Source organism: Pseudogemmobacter sp. TB195 (assembly GCF_058313095.1).
In genome coordinates this window covers 1-14,011 of record NZ_JBZEGG010000032.1, presented here as the reverse complement: position 1 = coordinate 14,011, position 14,011 = coordinate 1, and the positions used below count along the sequence as shown (strand labels likewise).

Sequence of the window (14,011 nt, the reverse complement as noted above, 5' to 3'; positions counted from 1 at the left end):
GCGGGCCCCTCCGCTTTATATCGGCCCCCGGCGGCGCCACGTTCCACATATCCCCAGGGGAAAGGCCGGGACCAGCGAACCACGCGCGGCCCACAACCGTGCACCGCGAAGGCACAGGCCCTGCCAATGCGGAATATCCGGTCTGGCCCCCTGCCCCGGTTCAGCGCCCCGGGAGTGGAGACAGAAAAAGCCCCGCCCGGTTGTCCGGACGGGGCCAGAGATCACTTCACCGGCCCGGGGCCAGTGAGCCGGAGATCAATCCCGGCTTTCCAGATCGTCGACGATCACGCTGGCCAGATCAGGCTGCGCAGCCGGGATCGGAGCGGCCAGAGCTGCGGCGGTTTCCGCCTCGCTGCGGCGTGCCTCGATCACCGTCGAGTCGCGCTCGGACGCGATGGACTTCACGCGGCGCGTGGCCCCACCGGTGCCGGCCGGGATCAGACGGCCCACGATGACGTTCTCTTTCAGGCCCTGCAGCTTGTCGCGCTTGCCCTGAACGGACGCCTCGGTAAGGACGCGGGTCGTCTCCTGGAAGGAAGCCGCCGAGATGAAGCTGCGGGTCTGCAGCGACGCCTTGGTGATCCCCAGCAGAACCGGCTCGGCTTTCGCCTCGCGCAGACCGCGGCCACGGGCTTTGAGGTTCTCTTCCTCCAGCTCCTGGCGTTCGACCTGCTCGCCTTTCAGCAGCGTGGTATCCCCCGAATCCAGCACTTCGAGTTTCTGCAGCATCTGCCGCACGATAACCTCGATATGCTTGTCGTTGATCTTCACGCCCTGCAGACGATAGACGTCCTGGACCTCGTCGATCATGTAGTTTGCCAGCGCTTCGACACCCATGATGCGCAGGATGTCATGCGGCGCGGGGTTCCCGTCCATGATATAGTCGCCCTTCTGGACGAAATCGCCTTCCTGGACGGGGATATGTTTGCCCTTGGGCACCATATATTCCATCGACTGAAGGGTCTCGTCCACCGGCTCGACCGTGATGCGGCGCTTGTTCTTGTAGTCCTTGCCAAAGCGCACATAACCATCGGCTTCCGCGATGATTGCGTGATCTTTGGGGCGACGCGCCTCGAAGAGTTCCGCCACGCGGGGAAGACCCCCGGTGATGTCCTTCGTCTTGGTGCCTTCGCGCGGAATACGCGCCACGATATCGCCCGGGCGCAGTTCCTGACCGTCTTCGATCGAGAGAACCGCATCCACCGACATCGCATATTGGATCGGGTTGCCGCTGTCGCCGCGCACCGGTTCGCCCGTTTCCGGGTTCACCACCAGGATCTCGGGCTTGAGATCCGAGCCGCGCGGTGCCGCACGCCAGTCAGACACGATCTTCTGCGTCATGCCGGTTGCGTCATCGGTGTCTTCGCGCACCGAGATGCCGTTGATCAGGTCCTTGAACCGCGCCACACCGGCCTTTTCAGCCACGATCAGCAGGTTGAAGGGGTCCCATTCGAACAGCTTATGGCCGCGCTTGACCTCTTCGCCATCCTTCACGTGAAGTTTGGCGCCATAGGTCAGCTTGTGCACCGCGCGCTCGTCGCCATTGGCGTCGATGATCGCGATGGACATGTTCCGGCCGATCACCACCTGCTCGCCTGCAACGTTCAGAAGGAGGTTCGCGTTGCGGAACTCGATCTTGCCCTCTTGGCTTGCTTCAAGGAACGACTGCTGGCCGCCTTGCGCAACACCGCCGATGTGGAAGGTCCGCATCGTCAGCTGCGTGCCCGGCTCACCGATGGACTGGGCGGCGATGATGCCGACCGCTTCACCGATGTTCACCTGAGTACCGCGGGCGAGGTCGCGACCATAGCACTGGGCGCAGACGCCTTCCTCGGCCTCACAGGTCAGCGGGCTGCGGATACGGGCGACAGGTACGTTATACTTGCCGACCAGATCTGCCTTGCGCTCGTCGATCAGTTCACCCTTGGCGATCAGCACCTCATCGGTGCCCGGGATCATGATGTCTTCCGCCACGACACGGCCCAGCACCCGTTCCGAGAGCGGAGCGGTTTCCTGGCCTTCCTTGACGGCTGCCGAAGCAGTGATCGAGTTCTCGGTGCCGCAATCATGCACGCGAACGATGCAATCCTGCGCCACGTCGACCAGACGGCGGGTCAGGTAACCCGAGTTCGCCGTCTTCAGAGCGGTATCCGACAGGCCCTTCCGGGCGCCGTGGGTCGAGTTGAAGTATTCAAGAACGGTCAGACCTTCCTTGAAGTTCGAGATGATCGGCGTCTCGATGATCTCGCCGTTCGGCTTGGCCATAAGGCCGCGCATACCGCCCAGCTGCTTCATCTGCGTGACCGAACCCCGGGCACCGGAGTGGGCCATCATATAGACCGAGTTGGGTTCCTTCTCGGCGCCATTGTCGTCGTATTTGGTGGCCGAGATCGTGGACATCATGCCCTCGGTCACCTTGTCGTTGCACTTCGACCAGGCGTCGACGACTTTGTTGTATTTCTCGCCCTGAGTGATCAGGCCGTCGAGATACTGCTGTTCAAAGTCGGCAACGAGAGCCTTCGTCGCATTGACGATGTCCCATTTGTTGTCGGCGATGACCATGTCGTCCTTGCCGAACGAGATGCCTGCTTTGAACGCCTCGCGGAAGCCGAGACCCATGATCTGGTCACAGAAGATCACCGACTCTTTCTGACCGCAGTAGCGGTAGACCGTGTCGATGACCGTCTGCACGTCTTTCTTACGCAGAAGACGGTTCACCAGTTCAAACGGCGCTTTGGCGTTTTGCGGCAGGATGTTCCCGATCCGCAGACGGCCAGGCGTCGTCTCGTAGCGTTTCCAGACGATATTGCCTTCCTCATCGACCTGCTTGAGGCGGGCGGTGATTTTGGCATGCAGATGCAGCTCGCCGGCGGCAAGGGCGTGTTCGACTTCGTCGATATCACGGTAGAGACCGCCCTCGCCCTTCATGCCTTCGCGCTGCATGGTCACGTAATAGATCCCGAGAACCATATCCTGCGACGGAACAATGATCGGCGCGCCGTTGGCGGGCGACAGAACGTTGTTCGTCGACATCATGAGAACGCGGGCCTCAAGCTGGGCTTCCAGCGAGAGGGGAACGTGAACAGCCATCTGGTCGCCGTCGAAGTCGGCGTTGAAGGCGGAACAAACCAGCGGGTGCAGCTGGATCGCCTTACCCTCAATAAGGATCGGCTCGAACGCCTGAATGCCCAGACGGTGCAGCGTCGGCGCACGGTTCAGCAGGACCGGATGTTCGCGGATGACCTCGTCGAGGATATCCCAGACCTCCGGACGCTCTTTCTCAACGAGCTTCTTCGCCTGTTTCACGGTGCTGGACAGGCCCTTGGCCTCCAGCCGCGAATAGATGAAGGGCTTGAAGAGCTCGAGAGCCATCTTCTTCGGCAGACCACACTGGTGCAGCTTCAGCTCCGGGCCGGTCACGATGACCGAGCGGCCCGAGAAGTCGACGCGCTTACCGAGCAAGTTCTGACGGAAGCGGCCCTGCTTGCCTTTCAGCATATCGGACAGCGATTTCAGCGGGCGCTTATTCGTCCCGGTGATCACGCGGCCACGACGGCCGTTGTCGAACAGCGCGTCAACCGCCTCCTGCAGCATCCGCTTTTCGTTGCGGACGATGATGTCAGGCGCACGCAGCTCGATCAGACGCTTCAGCCGGTTGTTCCGGTTGATGACGCGGCGATAGAGGTCGTTCAGATCCGAGGTCGCGAAACGGCCACCGTCGAGGGGCACGAGCGGACGCAGTTCCGGCGGGATCACCGGAAGCACGGTCAGGATCATCCATTCCGGGCGGTTGCCGGATTCGTAGAAGCTCTCGACGATCTTCAGACGCTTGATGATCTTCTTGGGCTTCAGCTCGCCGGTGGCTTCCTTCAGCTCTTCGCGAAGGGTCTCGGCCAGCTGGCCCAGATCAATCGCGGCCAGCATTTCGCGGATCGCTTCGGCACCGATATTGGCAGTGAAAGCATCAGCGCCATACTGGTCCTGCGCGTCGAGATATTCATCCTCGGTCATCAGCTGGCCATAGGTCAGATCGGTCAGACCCGGCTCGATAACAACATAGTTCTCAAAGTAGAGGATGCGTTCCAGATCCCGCAGGGTCATGTCCAGCATGAGGCCGATCCGGGACGGAAGCGACTTCAGGAACCAGATATGCGCGACCGGAGCGGCCAGCTCAATATGGCCCATGCGCTCACGGCGGACCTTTTGCAGCGTGACTTCCACGCCGCATTTCTCGCAGACAACGCCGCGATACTTCATCCGCTTATATTTGCCGCAAAGGCATTCATAGTCTTTGATCGGCCCGAAAATCCGGGCGCAGAACAGACCGTCGCGCTCGGGCTTAAAAGTCCGGTAGTTGATGGTTTCCGGCTTTTTGATCTCGCCGTAGGACCACGAGAGAATACGCTCCGGCGACGCCAGCGAGACTTTGATCTCGTCAAACGTCTTGACCGGCGCGACCGGGTTGAACGGATTGTTCGTCAGTTCCTGGTTCATTTGATCTTCCCAATCAGGAGGTTGCGGTCAGAGGGTGGCGCCGGTTTCTTTCCAGAAACCGGCCCGGAATTTTCCTTAAAATTCCGGTCACTCCTCTTCCGCATCCAGGAGTTCCATGTTCAGGCCGAGGCCGCGGACTTCCTTCACGAGAACGTTGAAGCTCTCAGGCACACCTGCCTCGAAGTTGTCCTCGCCCTTGACGATCGATTCATAGACCTTGGTCCGGCCTGCGACGTCATCCGACTTCACCGTCAGCATCTCCTGCAGGGTATAGGCGGCACCGTAGGCTTCCAGAGCCCAGACCTCCATCTCCCCGAGACGCTGACCACCGAATTGCGCCTTACCACCCAGCGGCTGCTGCGTGACGAGCGAATACGGACCGGTCGAACGCGCGTGAAGCTTGTCATCAACGAGGTGGTGCAGCTTGAGCATGTATTTCACGCCCACGGTGACCTTGCGCTGGAACTTCTCGCCCGAACGGCCGTCAAAGACGTCCGACTGGCCAGAGGTGTCGAAACCGGCACGCCGCAGCGCGTCGTTCACATCCGCCTCTTTCGCACCGTCGAAGACCGGGGTCGCGATTGGCACGCCACGGGTGACGGTCCGCGCGCTTTCGATGATATCCTCATCGCCCGCTTCGCCGAAAGCCTCGTCATAGGTCTCGTCACCATAGGCAAAGCGCATGGCTTCCTTGACCGGGGTGAGATCGCCCGAGCGTCGATAGTCCTGCAAAGCATCGTCAATCCGGATGCCCAGACCGCGTGCGGCCCAGCCCATATGGGTTTCCAGAATCTGCCCGACGTTCATCCGCGACGGCACGCCGAGCGGGTTCAGCACGAGATCGACATGGGTGCCGTCGGCCAGGAAGGGCATATCCTCGATCGGCACGACCTTCGAGATAACACCCTTGTTGCCGTGACGACCGGCCATCTTATCGCCCGGTTGCAGCTTGCGCTTCACCGCCACGAAGACCTTGACCATCTTCATCACGCCCGGAGGCAGATCGTCACCGCGACGGACCTTCTCGACCTTATCCTCGAAACGTGCGGTCAGAGCGCGTTTCTGGGATTCATACTGGTCGTGAAGCGCCTCGATCTCTTTCGCCTGGGCCTCTTCGGCGACAGCAAGCTGCCACCACTGGCCTCGGCTCAGAGTGCCGAGCAGTTCCTCATCAATGGTCGAACCGGCGCGGACACCTTTCGGGCCTTTGACCGCTTCGCGACCCAGGATCAGAGCCTTGAGACGCGAATAGATATTGCGCTCCAAGATGGTCATTTCGTCGTCGCGGTCACGTGCCAGACGTTCGACTTCTTCGCGCTCGATCTGCAGCGCGCGTTCGTCTTTGTCGACGCCGTGACGGTTGAACACCCGCACTTCGACGATGGTACCATAGGCACCCGGCGGCAGACGCAAGCTTGTGTCGCGGACGTCAGACGCTTTTTCACCGAAGATGGCGCGCAGAAGTTTCTCTTCCGGCGTCATCGGGCTTTCGCCCTTGGGGGTGATCTTGCCAACGAGGATATCGCCCGGCTGCACTTCTGCACCGATATAGACGATCCCCGCTTCGTCGAGGTTGCGCAGAGCTTCCTCGCCGACATTCGGGATGTCGCGGGTGATCTCTTCCGGCCCGAGCTTGGTATCGCGGGCGGCGACTTCATATTCCTCGATATGGATCGAGGTGAAGACGTCATCCTTGAGGATCCGCTCGGAAATCAGGATCGAGTCCTCATAGTTATACCCGTTCCAGGGCATGAAGGCCACGATCACGTTCCGGCCAAGCGCCAGTTCACCCATATCGGTGCAGGGGCCGTCAGCGACCACTTCACCCCGGATGACCGTATCGCCCACCTTCACCAGCGGACGCTGGTTGATGCAGGACGACTGGTTCGACCGCTTGAACTTGCGCAGACGGTAGATGTCAACGCCCGGCTCGCCCGGCTCCAGGAGTTCGGTCGCGCGGATAACGATACGCTGTGCGTCGACCTGGTCGATCACGCCCGAACGGCGCGCCATGATGGCAGCACCCGAGTCGCGCGCAACCACAGCCTCAATCCCCGTGCCCACGAAAGGCGCGTCGGATTGCAAGAGCGGAACCGCCTGACGTTGCATGTTCGAGCCCATCAGAGCGCGGTTGGCGTCGTCATTTTCCAGGAAGGGGATCAGCGAGGCCGCGACCGAGACGAGCTGTTTCGGCGAAACGTCGATCAGATCGACAGCATCCGGCGGGTTCAGCATGAATTCACCGCCCTTACGCGACGAAATCAGGTCGTCGGTGAAGTGACCTTCCGCATCCTGCGATGCGTTGGCCTGAGCAACGGTGTGACGCATCTCTTCGGTTGCCGACATATAGACGACTTCGTCAGTCACCTTGTTGTCGATCACCTTGCGATACGGGGTCTCGATGAAGCCATATTTGTTCACGCGCGCAAAGGTCGCGAGCGAGTTGATCAGACCGATGTTCTGACCTTCCGGCGTTTCAATCGGGCACATCCGGCCGTAGTGGGTCGGGTGAACGTCGCGAACCTCGAAGCCTGCGCGTTCCCGCGTCAGACCGCCCGGCCCAAGCGCCGAAAGACGGCGCTTATGAGTGACTTCCGACAGCGGGTTGGTCTGGTCCATGAATTGCGACAGCTGCGACGAGCCGAAGAATTCGCGGACAGCCGCAGCCGCCGGTTTCGCGTTGATCAGATCCTGCGGCATGATCGTGTCGATCTCGACCGAGGACATCCGCTCTTTGATCGCACGTTCCATGCGCAGAAGACCGACGCGATACTGATTTTCCATCAGCTCGCCGACCGAGCGCACCCGGCGGTTGCCGAGGTGGTCGATATCGTCGATCTCGCCTTTGCCGTCGCGCAGTTCCACCAGGGCTTTGATGCACTTGATGATATCGTCACGGTCCAGCGTCCGCTGGGTGTCCGGCTTGGCCACGTCAAGGCGCATGTTCATCTTCACCCGGCCAACAGCCGAGAGATCATAGCGGTCTTTATCGAAGAACAGCGTGTCGAAGAGGCTCGACGCCGCTTCAACGGTCGGCGGCTCGCCCGGACGCATCACGCGGTAGATGTCCATCAGCGCGGTGTCACGGCCCCAGTTCTTATCGGCGGCCATGGTGTTGCGCATATAGGGGCCGACATTGATATTGTCGATGTCGAGAACCGGGATCTCATTGACGCCCTGGTCGAGCAGGGTTTTCACCGTGCCGCCCTTGACCTCGCCATCCCGGTCCAGCTCCCAGGTCAGCTCATCGCCGGCCTCGGCCCAGATCGCGCCGTTTTCCTCATCCACGATGTCATTGGCGACAAAGCGGCCCATGATATGGTCGAACGGCACCAGAAGCTCGGTGACCTCGCCCTCGTCCAGCCATTTCTTGACCATGCGCGGGGTGACTTTCTCACCCGCTTTCAGGATCACTTCGCCGGTGGCCGCATCAACGAGATCATAGGTCGGACGGGTGCCACGGACGCGTTCCGGGAAGAAGCGCGTAACCCAGCCCTTGTTCTTCACATATTTGAAGGTGACCGTGTCGTAATAGGCCTTCATGATCGCGTCCTGGTCGAGACCAAGCGCGTACAAAAGCGTCGTCACCGGCAGTTTGCGGCGGCGGTCGATGCGGGCAAAGACGATATCCTTGGCGTCGAATTCGAAATCGAGCCAGGAACCGCGATAGGGAATGATCCGGCAGGCAAACAAGAGTTTACCCGAGGAATGGGTCTTGCCCTTGTCGTGATCAAAAAACACGCCCGGGGAGCGGTGCATCTGCGACACGATCACGCGCTCGGTGCCGTTCACGATGAACGTTCCGTTCGGCGTCATCAGGGGCATATCGCCCATATAGACGTCTTGTTCCTTGATGTCTTTCACCGACTTATTGCCGGTGGTCTCGTCGATATCGAACACGATCAGGCGCAGCGTCACCTTCAGCGGCGCCGCATAGGTCAGGTCGCGCTGCATACATTCATCGACGTCGTATTTCGGCTTTTCCAGCTCGTAACGGACGAATTCAAGAACAGCGGTCTCGTTGAAATCCTTGATCGGGAAGACCGACTGGAACGTGCCCTGGATGCCCTCATCGTCATGCGGCTTTTCGCCGTCACCCGAATTGAGGAAGAGATCATAGGAGGATTTCTGAACCTCGATAAGGTTCGGCATCTCGAGGACTTCGCGAATCTTGCCGTAATAGCGGCGGATACGCTTCTGGCCAACATAAGCTTGCGCCATGTTCGTGGTCACCTTTCATCGTTTCGCCGGCGCGCGACCCGTCGGGGCACAGGCACACGCCAACTGGCGAGAGGGGATATCCGGTTCCATACCTGCCATCTGTCCCGTCAGACGGCTCCCGAACCGATACCGCACCCGGAGAGAGGATTTCGTAAAATCCCCTTTCAGGACGCGAATGGCAGGAGGCGGATTGCTCCGCCCCCTGCCTGAAAATCAAAGCTGCGGGGTGACCCGCAAGCCAGATTACTTGAGCTCGACTTTAGCGCCAGCAGCTTCAAGCTTCTTCTTGATTTCCTCTGCGTCAGCTTTGGCAGCGCCTTCTTTGACTTTGCCGCCGGCTTCAACGAGGTTTTTCGCTTCAACGAGGCCCAGGCCGGTGATGCCGCGGACTTCTTTGATGACGTTGATTTTGTTTGCGCCGGCTTCGACGAGAACGACGTCGAATTCGGTTTTCTCTTCGACGGCTTCAGCTGCAGCAGCCGGGCCAGCCATGACAACAGCGCCGCCAGCAGCGGGCTCGATGCCGTATTCGTCTTTCAGGATGGTCTTCAGTTCCTGAGCTTGCAGGAGGGTCAGGCCAACGATTTGTTCGGCGAGAGCTTTAAGATCAGCCATTTTTCACATTCCGTTCAGTTAAGATGGGGTCCAACGACGTGTTGATCAACCCTACGAAAGACATTGGGCAATGCCGGGGCCTCAGGCCGCGGCTTTGTCCTCGATGGTCGACAGGATGCCGGCGATGTTCGAAGCAGGCGCGCCAATGGCACCAGCGATGTTCGAAGCAGGCGCACCGATCATCGACGCGATCTGAGCAAGAAGCTCTTCGCGCGACGGCAGCGATGCGACGGCTTTGACACCGACAGGGTCCAGAACCGTACCGCCCATAGCGCCGCCGAGGATCACGAAACGTTCGTTATCCTTGGCATAGCCCTCGGAGACCTTGGCCGCAGCCACGGGATCTTCCGAGAAGGTCAGCACAGTCATACCCGTAAGCAGGTCACCCATCTTGGCGATGGCTTTCCCCTCAAGGGCGATTTTGGCGAGCGTGTTCTTGGCAACGCGAACGGACCCACCCACGACACGCATACGCGCGCGGAGGTCCTGCATCTGTTTAACCGTCATGCCTTCGTAATGGGCAACCACTACGACGCCAGAGCTTTCAAAGATCTGGCCGAGATCCTCGACCAATTTCTCTTTCTGGGCTCTATCCACAGTTTCACTCCAAGTTTGGGGTTTCCCCCGGCTCAAGTCAGCCCGGGCCTCGCGGCCAGAGCATTCGGGTCCATGATGTCGTCCCGAGAGCCAAAATCACCCGAGGCAAGCCCCGGAAAAAATCGTCCCGAACTCCATCTCAGGCCGGAAATTAAGGCGTTTGCGCGCCACCAGCCTTCTCGGACAAAGCGCGTTGGGGCTGAGTGACGAATCACACAGCCCCAACAGAAAGGGTGTTTAACCCGTTGCACCCCTATTGCCAAGACAGAAGTAAGGAATTTGGGACAGGACATTTGCCGCAACCCGGCCGCCAGAAAAGGAGGGGGCCCTGCCCCCTCGCGCGTACCGCGCTCACCCCCGGGATATTTAAGGACAGAAAATGACAACAAAGACCATTTTCTGTCCTTAAATATCCCCGCCGGAGGCTTCCGTCGTCCTCCGGAAGTGGGCGGGTGGGCAAAAGCAAAACCGCCGCCCCGAAGGACGGCGGTCTCGATTTCAAGCCAGCTGCAACGCGGCTTATGCCGTGGTCGCGAGATCCAGCGAGACGCCCGGGCCCATGGTCGAGGAAAGCGAAACTTTCTTCACATAGGTGCCTTTGGCGCCAGCCGGGCGGGCCTTGGTCACAGCGTCAACGAAGGCGCGGACGTTTTCAGCCAGCTTCTCTTCGGTGAACGAGACTTTGCCGATACCCGCATGGATCACGCCGGCCTTTTCGACCTTGAACTGGACCTCGCCGCCTTTGGCATTGGTCACAGCGGTCGCGACATCCATTGTCACCGTGCCGACTTTCGGGTTCGGCATCAGGTTGCGCGGGCCGAGCACTTTACCGAGACGGCCGACCAGCGGCATCATGTCCGGGGTTGCGATGCAGCGATCGAAATCGAGCATGCCGCCCTGGATTTTCTCCAGCAGGTCTTCTGCACCGACGATTTCCGCACCGGCGGCTTTGGCTTCATCAGCCTTGGCACCACGGGCGAAAACAGCGACGCGCACGGTTTTGCCGGTGCCGTTCGGCAGCTGAACCACGCCGCGGACCATCTGGTCAGCGTGACGCGGGTCGACGCCCAGGTTCATCGCGATTTCCAGCGTTTCGTCGAATTTCGCCGAAGCCGCCGATTTGATCAGCGCGACAGCGGCCTCAACAGCCAGCAGATCCTTGCCAGCGAAAGCCTCTTGCGCCTTCTTCACACGTTTTGCGAGCTTTGCCATGTCGATCAGCCCTTCACTTCGATGCCGCAGGACCGGGCCGAGCCCAGGATGATGTTCATCGCCGCTTCCACGGAATTGGCGTTGAGATCTTTCATCTTGGTCTCTGCGATCTTGCGCAGCTGTGCCGCAGTGATCGTGCCGGCCACGGTGCGGCCCGGCTTGTCCGAACCCTTGGTGCGGTTACGCTTGCCAACCGGTTTCAGGCCAGCGGCTTCTTTCACGAGGAAAGCGGCCGGGGGCGTCTTCAGCTCGAGGCTGAACGACTTGTCCTGGTAATAGGTGATGATCGTCGGGATCGGGGTTCCGGGCGGGAAATCAGCCGACTTCGCGTTGAATTCCTTGACGAACATCATGATGTTCAGGCCGCGCTGACCCAGAGCCGGGCCGACGGGCGGCGACGGGTTCGCCTGTTGTGCTTTCACCTGCAGCTTGAGGCTGCCCATAATCTTCTTGGCCATCTGGCCTTCTCCTTTTCACGGCGCCGCCCTCATGGAGACGCGTTTAGCGGTCCGGTCCGTCACCTGGTTCAGCCCTCTGAAACAGGCGCTCGCCTTCCGCGCGATGCACTCAGGACCCGAAGGTCAGAACTTCACGACCTGAGTGAATTCCAGCTCGACCGGGGTTGCCCGGCCGAAGATCGAAACCGAGACCTTGAGACGGCTTTCCGACTCATCGACCTCTTCGACCATGCCCTCAAAGCCGTCAAACGGCCCGTCGGTAACCTTGACCTTCTCGCCGATATCGAACCGGATCAGGTTCCTCGGCGCGACTTCGCCCTTCTGGGCGCTGCTGCTTTGCATCCCGGCGACTTCGGCATCCCGCATCGGCATCGGCTTGCCCTGAGGGCCAAGGAAACCGGTCACGCGATTGATCGACGATATCAGGTGATAGCCGCGCGACGTCATTTCCATATGCACCAGCACATAGCCGGGCATGATGCGACGCTCAGACGTCACCTTCTTGCCGCGACGCACCTCGATCACCTCTTCGGTGGGCACGAGGATCTCGTCGATTTCTTCCTGCAGGGCCGCTTCGTCCACGGCGGTCCGGATCTGCTCGGCAACCTTCTTCTCGAAGTTCGAGAGGACGCTCACCGAATACCAGCGTTTTGCCATGGTCTCGCTTCCACCTTCTGACTGCATGGGAGGATTGCCTCCCGAATTCCTGTTGCCGACCCGATCCGCAAATTGCCGATCTGCCTGCCGCTCCGAACAAAAAACAGCGCGCATCCCGAATCGATGCGCGCCCGTGACAGAGACGTCGGCGCGGAATATCCGCTCACGCCGCCCCGATCAAGTCCTAACCGGCGTACCGGCCTGCCCGGCGGCCCGTCCGGGCCGCCCGCCGATCCCCGCTCAGACGCCGATGATCAGCTCCAGCCCCCAGCGGATCGCCAGATCCGTAAGGCTGAAAAAAGTCGCTGCCAGCGCCGAAAGGATGAAGACCATGATCGTCGTCAGCACCACCTCACGGCGTTTCGGCCAGTGGATCTTGCCCACTTCGCCGCGAACCTGCTGCAGGAACTGAAGAGGATTGGTCGTCGCCATGACTGCGGTATCCCGAGATAATTCCCAAAGCCGCCCCGGTCAGAAAGCTTTGGAAAGCTCCGGTCCTGGCGGCCATTCGCGCCGAGATACTGGCCTGGAGCCGGAAATTCAAGTCATTCTGCCGGCAATCCGCGACGGGAGGGGGAATTTCATTTTGCGCGACGGTTACGCCGCCGCGCCTCAGGCCTTACGTCCCGTCCGAAACACGCCCTGGCAATGACACATCTGCGCCACAATCATCCGCAAGGTTGTGTAATGTGGCTCAGCCCCCTGTTTTACGGGAATACGTGCCCGGCAGGCGGGGCAAGCCGCCTGGCAGCCCCCGCTTCAGAAGCCTGCGCGCTGGCCGTTTCCGTTCGCGCGCCAGTTAGTTTCCACGTTGCAGGCATGATTTTACCAGCAATTTGCTGGACTCACTCCCCTCCAGAGCGCAAGAGTCTCGCGGACATCTATCCAGGACCGGAGTGCCAGAATGTACAAAATCGTGACAGTTGCGGCCGCGGTCGCCTGCCTTGCTGTTCCCGCAGTTGCACAAAATGCCCGGGTTTTCGAACAGCCCTGCAATCGCGGCCCCGTGCCGCACTGGGCTATCATCAACGAGACCCATTCCGCTTTTATTGATTTCATTCAGGAAGTTCGCCCGAAAATGCCGCGCGAGCAGGCAAGCTACATTGCCTATCAGGTCTGTTCAGACATGAGCATCGTCGGCAATTCAGAAGAGTTGACCAAGCGTCTCAACCTCCTGATCCGTAAAAGCGGCTATTGACCTCCCCGCCCGGGAGCACCTGAGACGGGAACACGCAGTCCTGCCCGACCGCTGCTTCGCCTGGCTCAGATAACACGGCGGAGCCTGAGCATTCCGTACCGTCTCAGCAGGGATCTGCCCCGCCCGGCGCAAGGTTTTTCGCCTCATTCTCAAAGCCGGCCCGCTGTCGGACCGGCTTTTTGCTGTCTGTGCCCCCTGCCGTCCTGCCGCGACACCTTTAGCCGCAAGCGGCAGCGAGGGGCTCCGAACGGAAGGAGAGATACCGGCTGCCCGCGCCCCATGACATCTCCCTTGCGTCCGATCAGTAAGGACGTTCGACTAGCGCGATTACAGCGCAGCCGCGCTCCGGCCTGCCTCACGATGCAGGCTCCGTTTGGCATCACACTCTGCTTCGCACTCAGCCAGACCACCAGGCCCGTGCAGCGTCCGGGCGACGGGGTTGGGTTCAACTGGGGCGACTATAACGGCACCAGCCAGAAACTGCTGGAATGCCCCCACTGAGTGGTCCGGTTTGAATGTTAGTGCATTGTCGGCCTGTGGTCCATTTGCACGAAGGTCT

At 60.3% G+C, this 14,011-nt stretch carries 9 protein-coding genes; 1 reads left to right on the top strand and 8 read right to left on the bottom strand.

The genetic code is table 11. The features are described from left to right. Nucleotides 1-255 precede the first annotated feature (255 nt). From rpoC to secE, 8 genes are all read right to left on the bottom strand, one after another. Nucleotides 256-4,494, bottom strand: a complete 4,239-nt coding sequence (rpoC, locus tag AC4FS3_RS24750) for a DNA-directed RNA polymerase subunit beta' (protein ID WP_491022731.1) — start codon at nt 4,492-4,494, stop codon at nt 256-258. An 87-nt stretch (nt 4,495-4,581) separates the two neighbouring features. After that, complete coding sequence (gene rpoB / locus AC4FS3_RS24745; protein WP_491022730.1) at nt 4,582-8,715, bottom strand: DNA-directed RNA polymerase subunit beta; 4,134 nt, start codon at nt 8,713-8,715, stop codon at nt 4,582-4,584. 243 nt (nt 8,716-8,958) lie between these two features. Further along, on the bottom strand, nt 8,959-9,330 hold the full coding sequence (gene rplL, locus AC4FS3_RS24740; protein ID WP_198839198.1) for a 50S ribosomal protein L7/L12: 372 nt from the start codon (nt 9,328-9,330) through the stop codon (nt 8,959-8,961). A gap of 81 nt (nt 9,331-9,411) precedes the next feature. Further along, the gene (rplJ, locus tag AC4FS3_RS24735; RefSeq protein ID WP_491022729.1) at nt 9,412-9,927 is read right to left on the bottom strand and encodes a 50S ribosomal protein L10; all 516 of its coding nucleotides are present in this window, start codon (nt 9,925-9,927) and stop codon (nt 9,412-9,414) included. A 519-nt stretch (nt 9,928-10,446) separates the two neighbouring features. Then, nucleotides 10,447-11,139 carry a 50S ribosomal protein L1 gene (rplA, locus tag AC4FS3_RS24730; protein WP_092895877.1) on the bottom strand — a complete coding sequence of 231 codons (693 nt, stop codon included), beginning with the start codon at nt 11,137-11,139 and terminating at the stop codon, nt 10,447-10,449. A gap of 5 nt (nt 11,140-11,144) precedes the next feature. Continuing rightward, entirely contained in the window at nt 11,145-11,597 is a 453-nt protein-coding gene (rplK, locus tag AC4FS3_RS24725; RefSeq protein WP_092895875.1) for a 50S ribosomal protein L11, read from the bottom strand. Nucleotides 11,598-11,720: 123 nt separating this feature from the next. Next, the gene (gene nusG, locus AC4FS3_RS24720; protein WP_198839196.1) at nt 11,721-12,254 is read right to left on the bottom strand and encodes a transcription termination/antitermination protein NusG; all 534 of its coding nucleotides are present in this window, start codon (nt 12,252-12,254) and stop codon (nt 11,721-11,723) included. A 240-nt stretch (nt 12,255-12,494) separates the two neighbouring features. Next, entirely contained in the window at nt 12,495-12,686 is a 192-nt protein-coding gene (gene secE, locus AC4FS3_RS24715) for a preprotein translocase subunit SecE (protein ID WP_092895871.1), read from the bottom strand. Between the two features lie 472 nt (nt 12,687-13,158). Here secE and AC4FS3_RS24710 point away from each other — a divergent pair, with 472 nt between their 5' ends. Beyond that, entirely contained in the window at nt 13,159-13,452 is a 294-nt protein-coding gene (locus AC4FS3_RS24710; RefSeq protein WP_491022728.1) for a hypothetical protein, read from the top strand. Nucleotides 13,453-14,011: the final 559 nt, after the last annotated feature.